18 protein-coding genes and 1 pseudogene are annotated in these 21,437 nt (G+C 72.0%); 6 read left to right on the forward strand and 13 right to left on the reverse strand.

Translation table 11 applies throughout. The features are described from left to right. The 4 genes and pseudogenes from DLJ58_RS01790 to DLJ58_RS01805 all read right to left on the reverse strand — a co-directional run. Positions 1-916 (reverse strand): annotated as a pseudogene (locus DLJ58_RS01790) (SCO7613 C-terminal domain-containing membrane protein); the annotation flags it as partial. A 48-nt stretch (positions 917-964) separates the two neighbouring features. Further along, positions 965-1,285: a divalent-cation tolerance protein CutA gene (cutA, locus tag DLJ58_RS01795; RefSeq protein ID WP_091406014.1), complete on the reverse strand. Its 321-nt coding sequence runs from the start codon at positions 1,283-1,285 to the stop codon at positions 965-967. Positions 1,286-1,306: 21 nt separating this feature from the next. Further along, positions 1,307-2,311: a 1-acyl-sn-glycerol-3-phosphate acyltransferase gene (locus DLJ58_RS01800; RefSeq protein ID WP_124853550.1), complete on the reverse strand. Its 1,005-nt coding sequence runs from the start codon at positions 2,309-2,311 to the stop codon at positions 1,307-1,309. Beyond that, entirely contained in the window at positions 2,311-3,144 is an 834-nt protein-coding gene (locus DLJ58_RS01805) for a patatin-like phospholipase family protein (protein ID WP_124853551.1), read from the reverse strand. The genes DLJ58_RS01800 and DLJ58_RS01805 overlap by 1 nt, the downstream gene beginning before the upstream one ends. Before the next feature lie 165 nt (positions 3,145-3,309). On the opposite strand from DLJ58_RS01805, the gene DLJ58_RS01810 reads away from it, so the two are divergent. Next, positions 3,310-4,809, forward strand: coding sequence for a serine/threonine-protein kinase (locus tag DLJ58_RS01810; protein WP_124853552.1), 1,500 nt, complete (start codon positions 3,310-3,312; stop codon positions 4,807-4,809). A 19-nt stretch (positions 4,810-4,828) separates the two neighbouring features. On the opposite strand, the gene DLJ58_RS01815 is transcribed toward DLJ58_RS01810, so the two are convergent. From DLJ58_RS01815 to DLJ58_RS01855, 9 genes are all read right to left on the reverse strand, one after another. Then, on the reverse strand, positions 4,829-5,884 hold the full coding sequence (locus DLJ58_RS01815; RefSeq protein WP_124853564.1) for a glycosyltransferase family 4 protein: 1,056 nt from the start codon (positions 5,882-5,884) through the stop codon (positions 4,829-4,831). Positions 5,885-6,033: 149 nt separating this feature from the next. After that, the gene (locus tag DLJ58_RS01820) at positions 6,034-6,705 is read right to left on the reverse strand and encodes a BON domain-containing protein (RefSeq protein WP_124853553.1); all 672 of its coding nucleotides are present in this window, start codon (positions 6,703-6,705) and stop codon (positions 6,034-6,036) included. A gap of 178 nt (positions 6,706-6,883) precedes the next feature. Further along, positions 6,884-8,509, reverse strand: coding sequence for a trypsin-like peptidase domain-containing protein (locus DLJ58_RS01825; protein ID WP_124853554.1), 1,626 nt, complete (start codon positions 8,507-8,509; stop codon positions 6,884-6,886). A 62-nt stretch (positions 8,510-8,571) separates the two neighbouring features. Beyond that, entirely contained in the window at positions 8,572-10,128 is a 1,557-nt protein-coding gene (locus DLJ58_RS01830) for a sensor histidine kinase (protein ID WP_124853555.1), read from the reverse strand. After that, the gene (locus DLJ58_RS01835; RefSeq protein WP_030336721.1) at positions 10,125-10,826 is read right to left on the reverse strand and encodes a response regulator transcription factor; all 702 of its coding nucleotides are present in this window, start codon (positions 10,824-10,826) and stop codon (positions 10,125-10,127) included. Before DLJ58_RS01835 ends, DLJ58_RS01830 begins: the two co-directional genes overlap by 4 nt. Before the next feature lie 86 nt (positions 10,827-10,912). Then, a complete protein-coding gene (locus tag DLJ58_RS01840; RefSeq protein WP_124853556.1) occupies positions 10,913-11,515 on the reverse strand; it encodes a PadR family transcriptional regulator in 603 nt (200 codons plus the stop codon). Next, on the reverse strand, positions 11,512-12,336 hold the full coding sequence (locus DLJ58_RS01845) for a DUF4097 family beta strand repeat-containing protein (protein WP_124853557.1): 825 nt from the start codon (positions 12,334-12,336) through the stop codon (positions 11,512-11,514). Before DLJ58_RS01845 ends, DLJ58_RS01840 begins: the two co-directional genes overlap by 4 nt. A 279-nt stretch (positions 12,337-12,615) precedes the next feature. After that, the gene (locus DLJ58_RS01850; protein WP_124853558.1) at positions 12,616-13,554 is read right to left on the reverse strand and encodes a lysophospholipid acyltransferase family protein; all 939 of its coding nucleotides are present in this window, start codon (positions 13,552-13,554) and stop codon (positions 12,616-12,618) included. Further along, positions 13,551-14,321 (reverse strand): GNAT family N-acetyltransferase, encoded by a 771-nt coding sequence (locus tag DLJ58_RS01855; protein ID WP_124853559.1) that lies wholly within the window; start codon positions 14,319-14,321, stop codon positions 13,551-13,553. Before DLJ58_RS01855 ends, DLJ58_RS01850 begins: the two co-directional genes overlap by 4 nt. 149 nt (positions 14,322-14,470) lie before the next feature. On the opposite strand from DLJ58_RS01855, the gene DLJ58_RS01860 reads away from it, so the two are divergent. The 5 genes from DLJ58_RS01860 to DLJ58_RS01880 all read left to right on the forward strand — a co-directional run bounded on the left by DLJ58_RS01860 (position 14,471) and on the right by DLJ58_RS01880 (position 21,360). After that, complete coding sequence (locus DLJ58_RS01860) at positions 14,471-15,118, forward strand: hypothetical protein (protein ID WP_124853560.1); 648 nt, start codon at positions 14,471-14,473, stop codon at positions 15,116-15,118. Between the two features lie 142 nt (positions 15,119-15,260). Continuing rightward, positions 15,261-16,196 (forward strand): ABC transporter ATP-binding protein, encoded by a 936-nt coding sequence (locus tag DLJ58_RS01865; protein WP_124853561.1) that lies wholly within the window; start codon positions 15,261-15,263, stop codon positions 16,194-16,196. Further along, positions 16,193-17,005 (forward strand): ABC transporter permease, encoded by an 813-nt coding sequence (locus DLJ58_RS01870; RefSeq protein WP_124853562.1) that lies wholly within the window; start codon positions 16,193-16,195, stop codon positions 17,003-17,005. The genes DLJ58_RS01865 and DLJ58_RS01870 overlap by 4 nt, the downstream gene beginning before the upstream one ends. A gap of 274 nt (positions 17,006-17,279) precedes the next feature. Beyond that, complete coding sequence (locus DLJ58_RS01875) at positions 17,280-21,062, forward strand: multifunctional oxoglutarate decarboxylase/oxoglutarate dehydrogenase thiamine pyrophosphate-binding subunit/dihydrolipoyllysine-residue succinyltransferase subunit (RefSeq protein WP_124853563.1); 3,783 nt, start codon at positions 17,280-17,282, stop codon at positions 21,060-21,062. A 112-nt stretch (positions 21,063-21,174) separates the two neighbouring features. Continuing rightward, positions 21,175-21,360 (forward strand): DUF6104 family protein, encoded by a 186-nt coding sequence (locus DLJ58_RS01880; RefSeq protein WP_030490374.1) that lies wholly within the window; start codon positions 21,175-21,177, stop codon positions 21,358-21,360. Positions 21,361-21,437: the final 77 nt, after the last annotated feature.

Here is a 21,437-nt window from a genome sequence, read left to right on the forward strand (position 1 = left end):
CCAGCGCGGCGACGTGACCGGTACCGGCCAGGACCCGGCCGACGAGCTGTGCCGCCCCTCCCCGGCCGCGCAGCGCGGCCAGCACGGCCAGGTTCAGCGACGCCACCCCGAGCAGGACCAACGCCCACCCCGCCGCACCCAGCCCGGCCTCGGCGGCGAGCAGCGGCAACGCCGGCTGGGCGGCCACCAGAGCGGCGAACCAGGGCCCCGTCAACCCGCTCCACCGGCCGTACGCCACGGCGACCGCCGCGCTGGCCCCCCCGACCAGCGCGGCGTACCGGCTGCCCGGCCAGTCGGCCACGCCGGCCAGGTCCACCGACCAGGCCGCGTAACCGTCCAGCACCACCAGCAGCAACCCCACCGCGGCGAACGTCTCCGCCGTACCGCGCAGCCCCCGGCGGACCGCCAGCAGCGGTACGCCCAGGGCGAGCGCGGTGAACGCCGCCAGGATCAACGCCCGCCCGGCGACCCCCACCGCCGCCCAGGCGACCGCTGTGAACACCACCGCCGCGGTGCCCAGCAGGAGTCCACCGAGGACGAAGAGCAGACCTTGGACCGTCCGGGTCGAGGTCTCCGCCGCACCCGGCCGCGAATCCGCCGCCACCCCGGGGCCCGGGCCGATGGACGGCGGCGGTCCGACGAGAGGCGCCGGGCGCGCCACGACCGAGGCCGCCAACCCGGCGCGGACGACCGCGGCCAGTTCGGCCCGCCGCCCGGACACGGTCGACAGCCGCCCAGCCAGCTCGGTGTACGCGCGACGAGCCCGCTCCACCTGCGGCTCAAGCTCGGCGACCTCCCGGCTCAGCCGAACCACCTCGGCGGCGATCGGGTCGGGCGCACGCCGGCAGCCGGAGCAACCGGCGCTCAGATCGGCCGGCGCACCGCAGGCGGGGCAGGGGTAACGGGTGTCGTTCACCCGGTCATCATCGACAGCCGACCGGGGTGCGACCCAGAGTGCGCGTACTCAGGAGCGGGTGTGTTCGTACACCCAGGTGGCGTAGTCGGGGTTGCCGCTCTCCACCCTGGACACCAGGATCTCCGGCACCTCGTACGGATGGCTGACGCGGATCTGGTCCAGCAACGCGGTGAGCCGATCCGGCGCGGTCTTGAACTGCACCGACCACTCGGTGCTCGTCTCCATCCCGGACCGCCACCAGTAGGTGCTGTCCACCTGACCACCCACCTGGGCGCAGGCGGCGAGCCTGCCGGCGACGGCCGCAGCCGCCAGCACGTCGGCGACCGAACGCGCATCCACCACCGTTGTCACCACGCAGATCTCGTCCACGCCCGCACCCTACGCGGACATCTACCGATTAGCGGCGATCCAGGCATCAATCTGCGCCCACCAATCGAAGAGCCAGTCGATGCGTTGCTGCCGTCCGGTCGGTACGTCCTCCGGCGGCACGGACCAGAACCGCATGACGATCCGCTTGTCCATCGGCAGTTCCCGCCAGACGTCGGCGACGGTGAGCATCCGGTCCAGCCCGGTGTGGGCGACGAAGATGACCCCGGCGTCCGGTGCGGCGTCCAGCGCGGCGAGCATCCCACCAGGCTGCGGGGCGAGCACGTGGCGCATCCGCTCGGCGCGCAGGGCCATCTTTTCCAGGCCGAGGGAGCGCAGCCGGGCGATGGCGCGCAGCCGACGCCTGGGGGTGAAGTTGCCGCCCTCGGGGAAGATCACGAACGCGTCGTTGTCGTCCAGGCCGGTGGCGAGGTGCCCGACCTGGCGTACCGTCTCCTCGCCGCGCTCCGGGGTCGGCGCGATGAACCGGTTGGGCAGCCGGTTGAGCAGCACGTCGATCGCCGGATCCCACTGGAGGCTGTCCTTGAGGACGATCCGGGGCTCCCGTTGGAACCAGTTGACCAGGCCGTGGATCAGGATGAACGAGTCGCCCGGCCCGGCGTGTCGACAGAGCACCAGCTCGGGCCGGCCGGGCAGCGCGGTGTCCGGGTCGGTGCCCACGACGTCGATGCGCAACCGCAGTGTCCAATGTGCCTGCCAGAACAGCACCCGCAGGAACCAGCCGGCCAGCACGTAGTGCGCGCGTTGGAAGGCCGGCGACCGGGTCCGCCAGCCGAAGCCGGAGACGACCCAGAGCAGGAAGAGCGCGAGCAGTGCGGCGGCGTCCCAGACCAGGTAGAAGCAGCCGATCCAGAGCAGTCGCAGCGGGCGCAACCGGCCCGGGACCAGCGGGGACGCGGCCGCGGCGAGCAGCGCCCAGATCGGCAACGTGGTGACCACGAGGAAGGCGAGCAGCACGACGGCGGGGGCGATCAGCAGCCGCCGCAGCCACCGGGGAGGCAGCGGCATCAACGCTCCAGGTGGGTGGCGAGGTAGCGCCGGGAGGCGGTGTACGCGCGGCTGATCCGCCGTCCCACCGCGGCCATGTCCCGGTACGCCCACGGCGTGTCGTCGCGTGGGTTGAGCCCACCGGTCGGCAGGACGTGCACCTCCACCCCCTCCGGTAGCGCCGCCATCTCCCGGAAGAAGCGGTGCCGGCGGGAGATCTCGAACGCGACCTGCGCGATCTCCCACGGCCGACGGGGCGGGGTCAGCTCCCGTTCGATCCGACCCACCTGGAGGACGTAGATCCGGCGGGCACCGACGGCCACCGCCTCGCCGATCGGGATGGAGTTGACGATGCCGCCGTCCACGTAGTGCGCGCCGTCGATCTGCATCGGCGGGAGCAGGCCCGGCACCGAGGCAGACGCCATCACCGCCGGCACCACCGGGCCGCTGTCGAACCAGTGCTCGGCAGCCCGCTCGATGTGGGCGGCGCAGCAGCGGAACGGCACCCGCAGGTCGGCGAAGGTGGTGTCCACCCCCAGCTCGCTCTCCAACAGGCGGCGCAGCGGCCGGGGTGAGTGCAGGTGGGTGCGGGCGGCGAAGCGGCGCAGTTGCCGGGAGACCGAGTCGCCGTACACCTCGCTCGCCTCCGGTGAGGCCCAGAGCCGGACCAGCCGGTCGGTCACCGCCTCGGACGGGTCGGCGGCGACCAGCGCGCCGTTGACCGCGCCGATCGAGGTGCCGAGGACCATGTCGGGTTGGATGCCGGCCCGGAACAGGGCACGCAACATGCCGACCTCGACCGCGCCGAGCACTCCCCCGCCACCGAGCACGAATGCCACCGGTCCCCCCGCCATACCTCTCATCCTGGCACGGGCGCGCCGCCGACCGGTGGGCCGCCGTCGACCGGCGGTGAGCGCACGGCAGGCACCGTCCGTCGACGGCTGGTGGCGACGGCGTTGACAGGCAGGAAACATTCGCGCAACCTGATACCGCTCCCACCCCTGAGGCAGGTGCGATCCGTGAAGGCAGCACTGCATCCGGGCCGATTGCTGGCTCGCAGATACCGACTTCTGGACCAGATCGGCGCCGGCGGCATGTCGGTCATCTGGCGTGCCCGGGACGAGGTACTGGACCGGGTGGTCGCGCTGAAGGTGCTCGCCCCGTCGCTCGCCGCCGACGCGCGGTTCCGGGGCATGGTGCGCGAGGAGGCACGGGCCGCCGCCCAGTTGGTGCACCCGCACCTGACCTCCGTGCACGACTACGGCGAGACGGTCGACCCGGACGGCTCGATCACCTCGTTCGTGGTGATGGAGCTGCTCACCGGCGAGGAGTTGAAGCTGCGGCTCACCGAGGGGCCGCTGCCGTGGACCGAGGCGGTCCAGGTGGGCGCGCAGGTCGCGGACGCGCTGGCCGCCGCGCACCGGCTCGGCATCGTGCACCGGGACATCACCCCGGCCAACGTGATGATGACCGGGACGGGCGTCAAGGTGCTCGACTTCGGCATCGCCACCCGGATCGGCGCCCCCGACGAGGACGAGGACGGCGAGACCTTCGGCACCCCGGCGTACGTCGCCCCGGAACGGCTCGACGGCGCGCCGGCCCAACCGTCCACCGATGTCTACTCGCTCGGCGTACTGCTGCACGAGGCGCTCACCGGCCGGGTCCCGTATCCGGCGGACACCTGGGAGCAGCTCAGCGCCGCGCTGGCCAGTGGTCCGCCGCCGACGCTGGCCGACCTACCGGACCTGCCCGCACCGGTGGCCCAGATCTGCCTGCGCAGCCTCGCCCGGAACCCGGCCGATCGGCCGACGGCCCGGCAGGTCGCCACCGCGCTCCGCGACCACTCGCTGCCCGCCGAGCCCCCGACGGCGACCATCCGGGTGCCCACCCAGCCCCTGCCACCGCAGTCGCCGGCCGTCGCGACGGCCGGCGTCCCGGCGGCGGGACGACTGGACGGAGACACCTCGGACGGCGGAACCTCCTCCGGCGCGGGCGAGCCGGCTACCGGGTCCGGCTGGTCGCGACGGCGGCTGGTGTTGCTGCTGGTGCTGGCCGTCGGAGTGACACTGGCCGGGGTGGCCCTGATGCCCGAACAGCAGCCGACCCGCCGGGCGCAGCCCTCCGCCGGGCCGGTGACGACCCCGTCGACCGACCCGCCGGCCCCCGGGTCGTCCGCGCCGATCACGTCGACCCCGCCGACCGCGGCCCCGTCGACGAAGCCGACCACCGGGGCGCCCACCTCGAACCCGGGCACCCTGACCGAGGTCGCGAACCGGGTCGACGGGTTGATCGGCGCCGGCCTGAACGCCGGTGAGATCCGCGACGACGTGGCCCTCGACCTGCGTAACGAGCTGCGCAACCTGACCGTGGCGGTCAGCTCCGGCCGTGAGGAGCTGGCGCCGCCGGTGGCCCGACTGCGCGCGAAGGTCGCCGTCCGTCTCGGTGAGGGCGGCATCAGCCCGGCGTACGCCTCTCGGCTCGACGCCGCCATCGCCGAGCTGGGCGCGACCGGAGCCTGACCCGGCGAAGACCGGTGGGTCAGCGCATCGGCACCCGGGTCGGTTCGCGGACGTCCTGCCGGCCGAGGGCGAAGCGCTGATAGATCTCCGCGTAGCCGCTCGCCATCCGCTCGACCGAGAAGTTCTGCGCGACGTGCGCCACGCAGTCCTCCGGGTCGAGTCGCTCCGCCGCGAGCAACGCCGCGGGTAGCTCCTCCGACCGCTCGACGACGAGCCCGGTCAGCCCCGGCCGCACCAGCTCCGGCACCGCACCCCGGTTGAGCGCCACAACCGGCGTGCCGGTGGCCATCGCCTCCAGCATCACCATGCCGAACGGCTCGTCCCACTGGATCGGCATGATCAGGCAGCGCGCGTCGACAAGCATCCGCAGCGTCGTCTCGCGGTCCGCGTTGAGCACGACGGTCACGTCCTCGTCGACCATCGGCGCGACGACCTGCTCGTAGTAGCGGCGCTCGGCCGGCTCGTTGCACTTGCCGGCCAACAGCAGGGGCAATCCGGCCGCCCGGCACGCCCGGATGGCGGTGTCCGGGCCCTTGTCCGGGCTGAACCGGGCCAGCCACAGCACCGGCCCCGCGCCGGGCGTGTGCTTGCGTGGGAAGCCGCGGATGTCGAGCGCGTTGTGCACCGTGCCGGCCCAGGGCAGGTTCGGGTTCAGCCGGCGCTGGGCGTGCGAGATGGCCACCACTGCGACGCCCGCGTCGATGTCGCTCAGCACGTCGCCGTACTCCCCCACGGGGTTGCCGTGCACGGTCGCGACCGTCGGCACGGCCCGGCGGCCGGCGACCAGCGGACCGATCGTGGTGTGGTCGTGGATCACGTCGAAGTCGGCCGGGCTGATCAGCCGATTCACCCGGGCCAGGTGTGCCAGCTCGGGCAGTGACTCGCCGAGCCGCTCGTACTGGACCTCGGCCACCGTGGAGACGAAGCCGCCGGCCGCCGTGCCGTGGTCACCTCCGGCGCCGAACAGGGTCACCGAGTGCCCCTGCCCGCAGAGCGCGTCCACCAGGGCGGCGACGACCTGTTCGAGACCGCCGTAGCCGGGCGGCGGTACGGACAACCACGGCGGAACCACCATCGCGACGCGCAGCGACCGCTCCTCGGGGCGGCCCGCAGGCGGGTGGTTCACGGCCACGAGTCCTCCCCATTGCTCCCCCGGTGCGGCGGCACCGCCGGTCGGCGGCGGTTTCCCGGTGGGGTCCCGGGTAAACCGGACATGGCGGACGATCACCCGCCCACCAGGAGTTGATCGTGGACCACCCGCACCCCGGGCGCGGACCACGCCACCCGCTCGACCTGATCGCGTTCCCACCAGGAACGGACCACCCCGGCGAGGACCAGTGTGTCGCCGTCCACCTCGACGGTCACCCGCTCGGCGCCGAGCGTGCGCAGCAGTGCCCGCTGGACGTCCCGCCGCAGCCGCACGGCAGCCGGTGGCGCTGCGGGCCGTACCTCGATCAGGTTGGTGATCCCCCGTACGCCGTCGAGCCGGCGCACCTCGCCCTCGGCGGCCCGCCGCTGCCACCCGAACTCGACCTCACCGCGCAGCATCAGCCATCCGTTGGCCACTGTCACGTCCAGCCGTTCGGCGGGCACGAAGCTGTCCCACTCCAGGGCGCGGGTGGCGGCGTCGGCGACCTCGGCGTCGGTACGCCCCGGAGTGCCGGGTAGCCGCACCTCCATCTCGTCGGCCACCGCCCGTACGCCGCGAACCCGCTGTGCGCAACGCGTCGCGGCCCAGCCGCGGGCGGCACCGTCCACGAATCCGGTCAGCGTGACCACGCCCTGGTCGACTGTCACCCCGATCTCGTTCGGTTGCAGCCGGGCGTCCCAGGCCAGCTCGGCCAGAACGTCGCGTTGGATCCGCTGGTCGTCGCGGACACCCACCATGTCCGTCATGGCACCCCACCCCCGGTTCGGTCGTCGCCCTTCCGAACCTGTCGGGCGGACGGGTGACGGCGGTTCACCCGATCCGGGTGAACCGCCGTCCGGGCGGAAAGAAGCGGCGGGTGACGGAGCCGACCCCCTCGGCGCCGCCACCCGCCGCCGGAGGGAGGAAGCAGGAACAGATAGCTGGTTAGGACGTCTCGGCGAGCGTCACGGTTACCGACTTCTCGACACCGTTGCGCTTGAACTGCACCTCGACCCGGTCGCCGACCTTGCCGGCCTGCACCGCGCCGACCAGGTCGTCCGAGTCGTTGACGGGCTTGTCGCCGAACCGGGTGACGACGTCGCCGCGCTGGAGGCCGGCCTTCTCCGCCGGGCTGCCCGGGGTGACCGACGCGACGAGGGCGCCGCCGCCCTCGGCCTGGTTGACGCCGACTCCGAGCGACGGGTGGCTGACCTTCTCGCCCCGCTGGAGCTTGCCCGCGACGTCCTTGGCCTTGTTGCTGGGGATGGCGAACCCGACACCGATGTTGCCGGTGCTCTGCCCGGAGGTCGCGATGGCGGTGTTGACGCCGATCACCTCACCCCGGGTGTTGACCAGGGCGCCGCCGGAGTTGCCGGGGTTGATCGGAGCGTCCGTCTGGAGCAGGCCGGAGATCGAGCTGACCGGCTGGCTCTGCTGCTGGGTCGGGTCCTGGGGCTGCCCCTCACCGGCCCGGATGGTGCGGTCCCGGGCGCTGAGGATGCCCGACGTCACCGAACCCTGCAGACCGAGCGGGCTGCCCAGGGCGAGGACCTGGTCGCCGACCTGCATGGCGTCGCTGTCGCCGAACTTGGCCGGCTTGAGGTCGTTCACCCCGTTGGCCTTCACCACGGCCAGGTCGGTCTTCGGGTCGGTGCCGATGATCTTCGCGTCGGCGGTCTTGCCGTCGGCGAAGACCACCCGCACGGCGTCGCCAGCGGCGGATGCGACCACGTGGTTGTTGGTCAGCACGTACCCGTCGGCGCTGAGCACCACCCCGGAGCCCTCACCGCTGTCGGTGGTGATCGAGACGACGCTGTCCTGCACCGACGCGGCGATCTTCGGCAGGTCGGCGCCGTTGATCACGGGAGCTGCGGAGTAGGTGCGGGTGATGCCACCGCCGTCGCCGTCGAGGGCGAGCGCGAGTGCCCCACCGGCGACACCGGAACCGAGCATCAGGGCGAACACCGCGACACCGGCACCGGCGAACTTGGCGATCCGACCCGGCCGGGGGCCGCTGCCGGGCGGCGCGACCTGCGGGCCCCACGGCGGGACCGGCTGGCCCGGGTGGTGCGGGTGCTGCCCGGGGTGCTGGGCGTGCTGCCCGGCGTGCTGCTGGTGCTGGGCGTACGGCATGCCCGGCTGGCCCCCGCCGGCCCAGCCGGACTGCTGGCCCTGGTACCAGGGAGCACCGGGGTAGTGACCGGCGGCCGGCTGTGGGTAGCCGGGCTGGCCGGGCGCCGGGTGACCGGAGACCGGGTACGGCGGTGCGGACGCGGCGGCGGCCGGGCGCTCGTAGCCGGTCGACGGCTCGTAACCGGTCGGCTGAGCGGCCGCCGGCTGGCCGTCGGGCGCGGAGGAGCCGGTGTACCCGGCCGGGGTGACGGCGGTGGTCTCCGCGTCACCGGTGGTGGCGGCGACCGTCGGGTCGCCGCCGGTCGAGACGACCGGTACGGGAGTGGTCGGGGAGTCGGACTGCACGTGCTCGTCGCGCGGCAGCTCGGCGGTGGGGTGCGACGGCTCGGCGTCGGTGGGGGCCGGCCGGCGCTGCGGGTCGGACTCGAACTCGGTCATGGCACTACCTTCTCCCCCGGCACTGCAATCAACCTGGAACCGTCCTGGAAGTTGGCTGAAAGTCACTCGCCCGCTCCCTCGACCTGCGGCAGCAGCGGCAGCCGAACCCGGAAGGTGGCCCCGCCGCCCGGCGTCTCGGCCACCTCGACCGAGCCGTGGTGGGCGGCGACCAGCGCCGCCACGATGGCCAGGCCGAGGCCGGTGCCGGTGTTGCCGCCGGCCCGCCGGGTACGGGCCGCGTCGGCCCGGTAGAACCGCTCGAAGACACGTTCCGCCTGCTCGGCTGAGAGGCCGGGGCCGGTGTCGGCCACCTCCACGACGGCGAAGCCACCCGGTTCGGCGCGCAGCCGTACCCGGATCTCGGCCTCCGGTGGGGTGTGGGTGAGCGCGTTGGTGACCAGGTTGCCGATCACCTGCCGCAGCCGCGCGTCGTCGGCGGAGACGACGAGCGGTCCCGATTGGGGCGCGATCTCCAGCTCGATCCGCCGCTCCGGTGCCATCGCCCGGGCGGCCTGCACCGCGTCGGAGGCGAGCACCGGCAGCTCCACCGGGGTCAGCGAGAGCGGCCGTTCCATGTCCAACCGGGCGAGCAGCAGCAGGTCCTCCACCAGCAGCCCCATCCGGGACGCCTCGTCCTCGATCCGGCGCAGCAGACCGGCGGTCTGTTCCGGCGCACGGGCCGCACCCTGCCGGTACAGCTCGGCGAAGCCACGAATGGTGGTGAGCGGAGTCCGCAGCTCGTGGGAGGCGTCGGCGACGAACTGCCGCATCCGTTCCTCGGAGCGGATGGCCCGCGCCTCGGACGCCTGGGCGGCGGCGGCGGCATCACGAGCGGCGCTTTCCGCCCACCGGGCCGAGGTCTCCGACGCGGCTCGGGCGGTGAACGCCGCCTCGATCTGGGTGAGCATCGCGTTCAGCGCGCGCGACAGCCGGCCCAGCTCCGAGGTCGGCTCGGCCTGGCCCTCCTCCGGGTCGGGGACCCGGCGGGTCAGGTCACCGCCGGCGATCGCGGCGGCGGTCTGTTCGATCTCGACGAGGGGCTTGAGGCTGGTCCGGACGATCGCCGCGCCGACCGAGGCCAGCATGATCAGCACTGCGCCACCGACCAGGAGGTCTATCCAGACGAGCTGCTTCACCGCCCGGTCCACGTCGGTCAGCGGCTGACCCACGGCCAGCACCGAGCCGTCCGGCTGGGGGGCGTAGTACACCCGCCAGCGGGTGTAGCCGTTGTGGGACAGGACGGTCTGCGGCTCGCCCTCCTCCGCCTCGAAACCCGCGCGGCTGCTGGGGACCGCGGGCAGTTGGTCGGGGTCGTAGCTGAGGTCGTCGTATTTGGGCGGGTACACCTGCTGCTCGTCGGCCACGATGACGACGTAGTCGCTGGGCAGCATCGCGCCGACCTCACCGCTGCGAAGCTTCGGAAGCAGCTGGCCGAGGCCCTGGGCTGTCGACCGGACCTGCCCGTCGACCTGGCCCTCCAGGTAGTTGCGGAGGAAGTACGCGGTCAGCCCGCTGATCACCAGAAGCGCGACGGCGACCAGCGCGAGCACCGAAGTGACCAGCTTCACCCGCAGCGGAACGCTGCGGACCCGCCCTTTCGCCTGCTGGACCGCGTTCACGCCGCCGGCTTGCGCAGCACGTAGCCGACGCCGCGCAGGGTGTGGATCAGCCGGGGCTGGGTGGTGTCGACCTTGCGCCGCAGGTACGAGATGTAGGACTCGACGATGTTGTCGTCGCCCCGGAAGTCGTAGTTCCAGACGTGGTCGAGGATCTGCGCCTTGGAGAGCACCCGGTTGGCGTTGAGCATCAGGTACCGCAGCAGCTTGAACTCGGTCGGCGAGAGCTGCACCCGCTGACCGGCACGGTGCACCTCGTGGGTCTCCTCGTCCAACTCCAGGTCGGCGAAGGTGAGCCGGGACGGGGCCTGCTCGCCGGTCGTGGTGCGGCGCAGCACGGCGCGGATCCGGGCGGTCAGCTCCTCCAGGCTGAACGGCTTCGTGACGTAGTCGTCGCCGCCCAGGGTCAGCCCACGGATCTTGTCGTCGGTGGCGTCCCGGGCGGTCAGGAACACCACCGGGGTACGCGTGCCGCCCTCCCGGAGCATCCGGATGACCTCGAAGCCGTCGAGGTCGGGGAGCATCACGTCGAGCACCACCAGGTCGGGCCGGTGGTCCTTGGCGGCGTTGAGCGCGGCGCTCCCACTTGTCGCGGTGGCCACGTCGAAGCCCGCGAACCGCAGGCTCGCGGAGAGCAGTTCGAGGATGTTGGGGTCGTCCTCGACGACGAGCAGTCGCGCCTCGGTCTGGGTAGCGGGCATGCGCCCATCATCGGTGACTTCACTGCGCCAGCGCTGGACGCTTCCTGCAAAAAGGCTGTGAGTCGCCGGCCGTCCGGCGACGCAGGTCAGCGCAGCAGGCGACGCAGCCCGTCGAGGGCACCGTCGAGCAGCCGGATCGCGGTGCGCAACTGGGTGTCGCTGAACTGCCGGGCGCGCATCAGCCGGCCCACCTCGGCGGTGAACGCGGCCAGCCGCTGGTCCAACTCGCCGAGCAGCTCGGTCTGCGGCCCTCCGGTCGACGCCGGGCGGGGCGGCGGCGCGGGCGCCTCCCATCGGGCCCGCCGGGTGGCCTCGCTCAGCTCCCGCTTGAGGTCGCGTGCCGAGCCACGTACCTCGCTGCGGATCTCGCCGGCCAGGCTGGAGAGGTCCGCCACGGAGGCGGCGATGTCCGTTTCCAGCGCGGTCAACTCACCGGCCCGCTGGCGCAGCTCCGCCCGGCCCGCGTCGGTGATGTCGTACGTCTTGCGGCCGCCGGCCGCGGTGTGGCTGACCAGTCCCTCGACCTCCAGCCGTTGCAGGCGGGGGTAGATGGTGCCGGCGCTGGGCGCGTACAGCCCGAGGAAGCGGTCCTCCAGCAGGCGGATCAGCTCGTAGCCGTGCTTCGGGCCGTCGTCGAGGAGCTTGAGCAGGTAGAGCCGGAGCCGCCCGTGGCTGAACACGGCGGTCACGGCAGCTCCTCTGCATTGTCGTCGACGGCCCGGGCGAGCAGGGCGATGCTCCCCGAGGTCGCGGAAGCCCAGAGCTTACCTTCGCCGGCGCCGAGCACCCCCTCGCTGCTGGGCAGCGGGAACGTCGAGGTGCGCAACTGCGGAAAGCCGCTGGTGATCCGGCCGGAAGCGGTGTTGAGCTGGACGGCGAGGTCGCTGTCCGCGCGGACCCGGACGGTGATGCTGCCCGAGATGGTGGTCAACCGGATCTCGCTGCGCCGGGGATTGTCCAGGTCGCAGGTGATGGCGCCGGAGACGGTCTGTGCCCGTACCCGGTCGGCGGCGCTGTCGGCGAGGATCACCTCCCCGGAGACCGTCTCCAGGGTGAGGTCGCCGCGGACGCCGAGCGCCTCGACCGGCCCCGAGGTGAGCTTCGCGGAGGTGCTGCCGCGTAGCCCCATCAGGGTGATCTGGCCGGCGACGACGTTGGCGGTGGTCTGCCGGCGCAGGCCGGAGGCGACCAGCGAGCCCGCGACCAGGCCCAGATCGGCGAGGACGTCGGCGGGCACGGCGATGGAGACGTCCACCCGGGGATAGCGGTGGATCATCCGGAACCAGCGCAGGACCTCCGACCAACCCCGACCGCGCTCCTGGCGGATGCTGAGCCGACCGTCGGTGTGGTCGATCAGGACCGGCCGACGGCCGACCTGGGTCACGTCGATCCGGGTCGGCCCGTCGGTGGCGACCACGTTGAGCCGCCCACTGATCAGTCGAACGTCCAGCCGGACGACCGGAGCGTCCAGGGTGAGCCGTTGCGGGCTCTCGACCGTCCATCCGGCCATGGCGTCCCCCTCTCGACGACGCGCCGGAGGCACGCCGAACAGAAGGACAATGTAACGCGATACATCGCGACACCACAAGACTGTCGCGAGTCTCGCGCATCCGCGCTCCAAGATCGCCCTCGATCCTGGATGTAGTGGCATCCCGCGCCGCCGAGGCCACTACTACCTGGATCGAGCACGATCTTGGGGGCGCGGCGGCGGGCGGCGGGGGCGAGGCGGCGGGCGACGGGCGGCGCATCCGCGGGCGGCGGGGACTGTAGCAGCGCGGGCGTACCTCCCCTAGGCAGCCAGATCCAGGTCGCTGCCCGTCGCGGGCGGTGACACGGGAACGGCCGGGGTCACCGTCGGCACCGGCCGCAGCCGGGCCCGCGCCACGGCACCCGCCGTCGGCACCAGGTGTACGGCCGACTCGGCGGCCCGGGCCAGCAACCGCCGATCGGCGTCACGGGCCGGGTGCAGCGCGGCGGCGATCGTCACCGAGACCACCAGCTCCCGCGCCGCGACCACCCGTGCCACCGAGCGCAGCAGGGTGTCCGCACCGAGGAAGGCGGCCGCCGTGGTGGTCGACCCGGTGGCCGCACAGCGATAGGTGAGCCGCAGCGGCACCACCGGGCTGCCCGTGTCGATGGCCGCCTGGAACGTCGCGGGCCGAAAACCACCCCCGGGGCGGCAGTCGGTGGCACCGTTGCCGGCACACCACGTCGTACCTTCCGGAAAGACCGCCACCGACCGCCCGGCGCGCAGCGCGTCGGCGACCCGGGCGACGGTCCTCGGCAGCGCCAGCGGCCGGGCGCGGTCCACGAAGACCGTGCCCGCCGCCGCGGCCAGCAGACCGACCACCGGCCAGGAGCGGATCTCCCGTTTCGCCACCATCCGGGTGGGCGCGACCGCCAGCACCGCGAGGATGTCCAGCCAGGAGGCATGGTTCGCGACCAGCAGCGCGCGCCGCCGGGGCAACCGACCCCGGATCACGAGGCGGACGCCGAAGGCGCGCGCGGTGGCCCGTGCCCAGCCGCTGACCAGCGCCTGCCGTTCCCGAGTGGGGAGCACGGGCAGCAGCGCCACCACCGGGATCCCGGCCAGCAGCATGCCGAGCGCGGCGACCAGTCGGAGCACCCGGCGGGCCACCGGCACCGTGGGCACCTCGCCGGCCGTCGGCAGACAGTCGTCGTCGCAACCCGAGGCAGGACGCCACAGGTCGCGCGCCACGGCGGTCACCGCTGCTCCCCGCCGAGGAAGTGCCGCAGGTAGCGCGGGTTCATCCGGTCCAGGGAGAAGAGGACGTAGAAGTCCGCGCACCCGAAGTCGCTGTCGTAGGACGGCTCGCCGCAGATCCACGCGCCGAGCCGGAGGTAGCCGCGCAGCAGCGGCGGAACCGCCACCCGCCCGGCCGGGGCGACGGCGACCGGGCCGGCGGCAGCCGCCTCTGTGAACCAGGGCCGCAACGGGCGGACCCGCAGCGGCGGCGGCGACAGGTGCCGGGCCCGGGCCTGGGTCCACACCTCGGCCACCGTCCGCCCGCCGTCAGCCACCGGCACCGACGCGCAGCCGCCGAGCCAGCGGGAGCCGCGCAGGTGCAGGTACCGGATGATGCCGGCCCACATCAGGTTGATCACCGCGCCGGAGCGGTGATCCGGGTGCACGCAGGACCGACCCGCCTCGACCAGGTCGTCGCGGAGCGGGTCGAGCGGGCTCAGGTCGAACTCGTCCTCGGCGTAGCGCCGGGTGGTGCGCCCGGGCGGCAGCAGCCGGTACGTGCCGACCACCTCGCCGGTGCTGTCCTCGCGGACGATCAGGTGGTCGCAGTACGCGTCGAAGGGGTCGACGTCCAACCCGGCCTCGCCGGGGAGGGTGGCGCCGAGCTCGGTGGCGAACACCTCGTGGCGCAGGCGTTGCGCGGCCGCGACCTGGGTGGGGTCGTCGGCGATCAGCAGGGTGTATCCGCTGGTCTTCAGGGGTGCGCCAGCGGCATGCAGAACGGCCATGGGATCTGTCTAGGTGCCCGGGTTGCCATCCACGGGGACCACTGGTGTCGATCGGATGAACGCCGGCCGGCAGATGGCTCCCAGCTCGGTCATGCGAGGCTGCGGAACAGACCGGCGACGACGCTGGCACGCACCACCGGAGGTCGACGATGCGCATCGAAACCCGCTACAACGGGCCCGCCGGTTCCGGCAACGGCGGCTGGAGCGCGGGGATCTTCGCCGCCGAGGCGGGCGGGAGCGGGCCGATCGAGGTGACGCTGCGCCGGCCACCACCGCTGGAGACCGAGCTGACCCTGGTCGACGGCGAGGTCCGGGACCCGGCCGGCGAGCTGGTGGCCGAGGTGCGCCCGGCCGGGCTGATCGACACCGTCGTACCCCCGGTCGACCTGGAGACGGCGGTGGCCGCCGCGGCCCGTTACCCCGGCCTGGTCGAGCATCCGTTCCCCAGCTGTTACGTCTGCGGGCCCCAGCGGGCCGACGGGCTGCGGATCTTCCCAGGCCGGCTGCCCGACGGCCGGACCGCCGCGCCCTTCCGCGCGCCCGCACAGGTCAGCACGGCCACGGTCTGGGCTGCGCTGGACTGCCCCGGTGGTTGGGCGGTGCTCGCGCCGGGTCGCCCGTACCTGCTGGGCCGGATCGCCGCCGTGGTCGCGGCGCTACCCGGGTCGGGCGACGAGTGTGTGGTGACCGGGGCGTTGCTGCGCGTCGATGGGCGCAAGGCGCTCGTGCACACCAGCCTGTACGGCCCGGACGGGTCGTTGCTCGGCGCGGCGCGGGCAACCTGGATCGCCCGCTGAACCCGGGCCGTAGTCCGCAGGGATGAGTCGCGTCCACCCCGCGACGGAGGCAAACGTACCGACCGCGCCTGATTGACCTTGTTGCCACGGGCCGTCACGCTGTGCCACGGCGTACCTCGACGCCACACACGGGAGGAGAACGATGACTGACGGGCAGCGAAGCCCCACCAGCGACGGTCAGATCGTGGTGTCCGGTCTGACGAAGCAGTACAAGAACGTCCGGGCGGTGAACAACCTGTCCTTCACCGTGGCGCCGGGACGGGTGACCGGCTTCCTCGGCCCGAACGGCGCAGGCAAGACCACCACGCTGCGCATGCTGCTCAACCTGGTCACGCCGACCGCCGGCACGGCCACCATCAGCGGCCAGCGGTACGCCGACCTCGCCACCCCGCTGCGGCAGGTCGGCGCGGTGCTGGAGGCGTCCAGCGCGCACAAGGGCCGCACCGGCATCAACCACCTCCGGGTCATCTGCGCGGCGGCCGGGCTGCCCAAGCAGCGGGCCGACGAGGCGTTGGCCCTGGTCGGGCTGACCCCGGCGGCGAAGCGCAAGTTCAAGGGTTACTCGCTGGGCATGAAGCAGCGGCTCGGCATCGCCGCCGCGATGCTCGGCGACCCCCGCGTGCTGATCCTCGACGAGCCGGCCAACGGGCTGGACCCGGAGGGCATCCGGTGGATGCGTGGATTCCTCAAGAACCTCGCCCACGAGGGTCGTACGGTGCTGGTCTCCAGCCACCTGCTGTCGGAGATGCAGCTCCTCGCCGACGACGTGGTGATCATCGCGGCCGGGCAGTTGGTCCGGCAGGGTCCGGTCGACCAGGTGCTCGGGTCGATGGCCCAGGGCGCCCGGGTCCGGGTCCGCACCCCGCAGGCCGAGGTGTTGACCGCCGCCCTCAAGGCGCAGTCGGCGACCATCGAGACGGACGAGCAGGGTGTGCTGCTGGTCGGCGGGGTGGACGCCCCGACGATCGGCCGGTCCGCCCTCGCGGCCGGGGTCGAGCTGCACGAACTGACCACCGAACGGCCCGATCTGGAACGGGTCTTCCTGGAGCTGACGGCCGGAAAGGCGGGCATCCGATGAACCTGGTCCGATCCGAGCTACTCAAGATCCGTACCACCAGCACCTGGTGGTGGCTGGCCCTCGGCGCGTTCCTCTCGATCGCCCTGGCCTTCGCGGTCAACGCGTGGTTGGCCGTCACGGCGCTCAGCGGTGACGCCGAGAACATCGGTGTCAGTCCCGAGCAGGCGACCGCGCCGGCGCAGGCGGCGAACCTCTACACCTCGGGCCAGTACCTCGGGCTGATGTTCGTGATGCTCATCGGCATCCTGATGGTCACCAACGAGTTCTTCCACCAGACCGCGACCACGACGTTCCTGACGACGCCCCGGCGGACGTCGGTCATCGTCAGCAAGCTCGTCGCCGCCAGCCTGCTCGGCTTCATGTTCTGGCTGGCGACCACGCTCATCGACCTGGCCGCCGGCGCGATCTTCCTGTCCGCGAACGACTACGGCACTCAGCTCGGTGAGTGGCCGGTGCAGCGGGCGCTGCTGTTCAATCTGCTGGCCTACGCCATCTGGACGATCCTCGGGGTGGGCATCGGCACGCTGATCACCAACCAGCTCGGTGCGGTGATCACGGCGGCGGTGCTCTATCTGATCGGCACCCAGGTGGTGGGCCTGCTCTTCCTGCTCCTGTCGAACCTCCTCGACAGCCAGGCGGTGCTCAAGTGGCAGGTGATCTGGCCGGCTGTGGCATCCCAGGTCATGATCACTGAGGGCACCTCGGAGTTCACCCCGTCCTGGTGGGTCGGCGCTCTGGTGCTGATCGGCTACGCGCTGGTCAGCGGAATTGCCGGAGTTCTGCTCACCCGGCGGCGCGACATCGCCTGATGGCGTCCGCGACCCCGGGGCGGCGACGAGCTTGCCGTTCCGGGGTCGGGCGGCCGCTCGGCGTCCGGCCCCTGGTGTTACCAGCTCGACACGGTGCGCGCAGGCGTTGCTGAACTTCTGGCATCTTCTGTGAAACCGGCCACGGGACCGAGGCGGAAATGCCTGCGGGATCGGTACGGCGTAGCCTGGGAGCCGTCTAGTCCGTGCTCTTGATCGGGCGCGACGGACCCACCGCGTGCCACACAAACCCGCGTGAAAGAGGCGATTACCGGCCGTGTCGACCCAGCAGACTTCGCAGGAGAACCCACTGGCGGGTTTCGGCCCGAATGAGTGGATCGTCGAGGAGATGTACCAGCGTTACCTCGCCGACCCATCGAGCGTCGATTCGGCCTGGCACGACTTCTTCGCCGACTACCGACCGGCACCTGGCGCGGGCACCCCGCGCGGCGCCGAATCGTCGGACAAGCCGGCCGCCGCCCCGGAGCCGGACGGTCAGCCGGAGGCAGCCGCCACGGTCGCCCAGCCGAGCGCCCCGGCCAAGCCGGCGACCGCGAGCAAGCCGGCCGCCCAGGCGGCGCCGGCCAAGCCCGCCGCTTCGGCCACACCGAAGGCCGCTCCGGGGAAGACCGCGCCGGAGAAGGCCGCTCCGGAAAAGGCCGCTCCGGCAAAGCCAGCCGCCAAGGCCGCCGCGCCGAGTGCCGACGGCCCGCAGACCACGCCGTTGCGGGGCGTCGCGGCGAAGATCGTCCAGAACATGGACGCCTCGCTGAGCGTGCCCACCGCGACCAGCGTCCGCGCGGTCCCGGCGAAGCTGCTGGTGGACAACCGCATCGTGATCAACAACCACCTCGCCCGCGGGCGGGGCGGCAAGGTCAGCTTCACCCACCTGGTCGGCTACGCCATGGTGCGCGCGCTGGTCCAGCACCCCGAGATGAACAACTCCTTCACCGAGGCCAACGGCAAGCCGGCGGTGCTCCGCCCGGCACACGTCAACCTCGGCATCGCGATCGACCTCGCCAAGCCGGACGGCAGCCGCAACCTGGTGGTCCCCTCCATCAAGGGCTGCGAGGAGATGGACTTCCGGCAGTTCTGGCAGGCGTACGAGGACGTGGTCCGACGGGCGCGGCGCAACGAGCTGACCATGGAGGACTACTCCGGCACCACGATCTCGCTGACCAACCCGGGCGGCATCGGCACGGTGCACTCGATGCCGCGGCTCATGCAGGGGCAGAGCGCGATCATCGGCGTCGGCGCTATGGAATACCCGGCCCCCTACCAGGGGATGTCCGAGGCCACCCTGGCCGAGCTGGCGGTCAGCAAGATCATCACGCTGACCAGCACGTACGACCACCGGATCATCCAGGGCGCGCAGTCCGGCGAGTTCCTCAAGGTGATGCACGAGCTGATCCTGGGCGAGCACGGCTTCTACGACGAGATCTTCACCGCGCTCCGCATCCCGTACGAGCCGGTGCGCTGGATGCGCGATGTCGCGGTCAACTCCGAGGGTCAGATCAACAAGACCGCCCGGGTGCACGAGCTGATCCACGCGTACCGGGTGCGCGGTCACCTGATGGCCGACACCGACCCGCTGGAATTCAAGATCCGCAAGCACCCCGACCTGGACGTCCTCCAGCACGGGCTCACCCTGTGGGACCTGGACCGCGAGTTCCCGGTCAACGGCTTCGCCGGCCGGCAGCGGATGAAGCTGCGCGAGATCCTCGGCGTGCTGCGCGACTCGTACTGCCGCCGCGTCGGCATCGAGTACATGCACATCCAGGACCCGGAGGAGCGGCGCTGGGTCCAGGAACGGATCGAGCGCAAGTACGAGAAGCCGTCCGCCGACGAGCAGAAGCACGTGCTCAACCGGCTCAACGCCGCCGAGGCGTTCGAGACCTTTCTGCAGACGAAGTACGTCGGCCAGAAGCGCTTCTCGCTGGAGGGCGGCGAGTCGCTGATCCCGCTGCTCGGCGAGGTGCTGGAGTCCTCCGCCGAGAACGGGCTGGACGAGGTCGTCATCGGCATGGCCCACCGGGGTCGGCTCAACGTGCTGGCCAACATCGTCGGCAAGCCGTACGAGAAGATTTTCTCGGAGTTCGAGGGTCACCTGGACCCGCGCTCGACGCAGGGCTCCGGCGACGTGAAGTACCACCTGGGTCAGAACGGCAAGTTCACCACCCCCGACGGCGAGCACGCGGTCAAGGTGTCGGTGGTGGCCAACCCGTCGCACCTGGAGGCCGTCGACCCGGTGCTGGAGGGCATCGTCCGGGCCAAGCAGGACCGGATCGACCTCAAGCTGGAGGGCTACACCGTGCTGCCGCTGGCGGTGCACGGTGACGCCGCCTTCGCCGGGCAGGGCGTGGTCGCCGAGACGCTCAACCTGTCGCAGCTGCGCGGCTACCGCACCGGCGGCACCGTGCACGTCGTGGTGAACAACCAGGTCGGCTTCACCACCGCCCCGGAGTACAGCCGGTCCAGCCTCTACAGCACCGACGTGGCCCGGATGATCCAGGCGCCGATCTTCCACGTCAACGGCGACGACCCGGAGGCCGTGGTCCGGGTGGCCCGGCTGGCCTTTGAATACCGGCAGACGTTCAACAAGGACGTCGTGATCGACATGGTCTGCTACCGCCGGCGCGGGCACAACGAGGGCGACGACCCGTCGATGTCCAACCCCCAGATGTACAAGATCATTGACTCGAAGCGCTCGGTCCGCAAGCTCTACACCGAGGAGCTGATCGGTCGCGGCGACATCACCGTGGAGGACGCGGAGGAGTTGCTGCGCGACTACCAGGCGCAGCTGGAGAAGGTCTTCAAGGCCACCCGGGACGCCGCCTCGGCACCGCGCCAGCTCAACCGGCCGCGCCGCGAGGAGGAGCCGGAGCCGCAGGTCGACACCGCCACCGATGCGTCAGTGGTCAAGGCCATCGGCGAGGCGCACATCAACCTGCCGGAGGGCTTCACCCCGCACAAGCGGATCCAGCAGCTGCTGGACCGGCGGGCCAAGATGTCCGTCGAGGGCAACATTGACTGGGGCTTCGGCGAAATCATCGCGCTCGGGGCGCTGCTGCACGACGGGGTCACCGTCCGGCTCGCCGGGCAGGACTCTCGTCGCGGCACGTTCGTTCAGCGGCACGCCTCGGTGGTCGACTCCCGCACCGGGGACGACTACCTGCCGCTGAAGTCGCTCACCGGCGACGGCGACCGCTCCCGGTTCTTCGTCCACGACTCGCTGCTCAGCGAGTACGCGGCGATGGGCTTCGAGTACGGCTACTCGGTGGAGAACATCAACGCCCTCGTCGCCTGGGAGGCCCAGTTCGGCGACTTCGTCAACGGCGCCCAGTCGGTGATCGACGAGTTCATCTCGTCCGGTGAGGTGAAGTGGGGCCAGCGCTCCGCCATCACCCTGCTGCTGCCGCACGGCCACGAGGGTCAGGGCCCGGACCACACCTCCGGCCGGCCTGAGCGGTTCCTGCAGATGTGCGCCGAGGACAACATGCGGGTGTCCATCCCGACGACCCCGGCGAACTACTTCCACCTGCTGCGCCGCCAGGCCCTGTCGCCCAAGCGCAAGCCGCTGGTGGTGTTCACGCCGAAGTCGCTGCTGCGGCACAAGCTCTGCGTCTCGTCGGTGGAGGACTTCACCACCGGCACCTTCCAGCCGGTGCTGCGCGACACGGCAGCCCCGGCGCCGGAGGCGGTGAAGCGGGTGCTGCTCTGCTCCGGCAAGGTCTACTACGACCTGTTCCAGGCCCGGCAGGAGCGCGGCGTCACCGACACCGCGATCCTTCGGCTGGAGCAGCTGTACCCGCTGCCGGTGGAGGAGATCCGGGCCGCTCTCGCGCAGTTCCCGAACGCCGAGGACTTCGCCTGGGTGCAGGAGGAGCCGGCCAACCAGGGTGGCTGGTCGTTCGTCGCGCTCAACCTGCTGGAGCACCTCACGGACGTTCGGCTGCGGCGGATCTCCCGCCCGGCCGCGGCGGCCCCGGCGGTCGGCTCGGCCAAGACCCACGAGGTCGAGCAGAACGCGCTGATCGAGGCGGCTCTCCCCCGCCCGTGACCTGACCGCACCGCGCGTGAGCCGGGGCAGGGCCGTTTCCCACGGTCCTGCCCCGGCTCGCGTCGGTCCATCCGCCCGGCCACGCGCCGGGCCGAGTACGAGGACGTACGCGATGTACTTCACCGACCGTGGCATCGAGGAACTGGTCGAGCGCCGGGGCGAAGAGCAGGTGACCCTGGAGTGGCTCGGCGAGCGCCTGCGCGACTTCGTCGACCTCAACCCCGACTTCGAAACCCCCATCGAGCGCCTGGCCACCTACCTGGCCCGCCTGGACGACCCCGACGACGAAGACGCCTAACCCCCAGCGCGTTGATCATGAGGTTATCCGCGCGTGTCGTCGGCGTGTCGTGCGCTAACTCCATGATCATCGGGGCG

It is taken from the genome of Micromonospora arida, assembly GCF_003857035.1.
Lineage (GTDB): Bacteria > Actinomycetota > Actinomycetes > Mycobacteriales > Micromonosporaceae > Micromonospora > Micromonospora arida.

Excerpts from the sequence above, each read along its gene's own strand:
- DLJ58_RS01800 (WP_124853550.1), bottom strand. The coding sequence starts at position 2,311 with ATGCCGCTGCCTCCCCGGTGGCTGCGGCGGCTGCTGATCGCCCCCGCC.
- DLJ58_RS01805 (WP_124853551.1), bottom strand. The coding sequence starts at position 3,144 with ATGGCGGGGGGACCGGTGGCATTCGTGCTCGGTGGCGGGGGAGTGCTC.
- DLJ58_RS01815 (WP_124853564.1), bottom strand. The coding sequence starts at position 5,884 with ATGGTGGTTCCGCCGTGGTTGTCCGTACCGCCGCCCGGCTACGGCGGT.
- DLJ58_RS01820 (WP_124853553.1), bottom strand. The coding sequence starts at position 6,705 with ATGACGGACATGGTGGGTGTCCGCGACGACCAGCGGATCCAACGCGAC.
- DLJ58_RS01825 (WP_124853554.1), bottom strand. The coding sequence starts at position 8,509 with ATGACCGAGTTCGAGTCCGACCCGCAGCGCCGGCCGGCCCCCACCGAC.
- DLJ58_RS01835 (WP_030336721.1), bottom strand. The coding sequence starts at position 10,826 with ATGCCCGCTACCCAGACCGAGGCGCGACTGCTCGTCGTCGAGGACGAC.
- DLJ58_RS01845 (WP_124853557.1), bottom strand. The coding sequence starts at position 12,336 with ATGGCCGGATGGACGGTCGAGAGCCCGCAACGGCTCACCCTGGACGCT.
- DLJ58_RS01855 (WP_124853559.1), bottom strand. The coding sequence starts at position 14,321 with ATGGCCGTTCTGCATGCCGCTGGCGCACCCCTGAAGACCAGCGGATAC.
- DLJ58_RS01860 (WP_124853560.1), top strand. The coding sequence starts at position 14,471 with ATGCGCATCGAAACCCGCTACAACGGGCCCGCCGGTTCCGGCAACGGC.
- DLJ58_RS01865 (WP_124853561.1), top strand. The coding sequence starts at position 15,261 with ATGACTGACGGGCAGCGAAGCCCCACCAGCGACGGTCAGATCGTGGTG.
- DLJ58_RS01870 (WP_124853562.1), top strand. The coding sequence starts at position 16,193 with ATGAACCTGGTCCGATCCGAGCTACTCAAGATCCGTACCACCAGCACC.
- DLJ58_RS01880 (WP_030490374.1), top strand. The coding sequence starts at position 21,175 with ATGTACTTCACCGACCGTGGCATCGAGGAACTGGTCGAGCGCCGGGGC.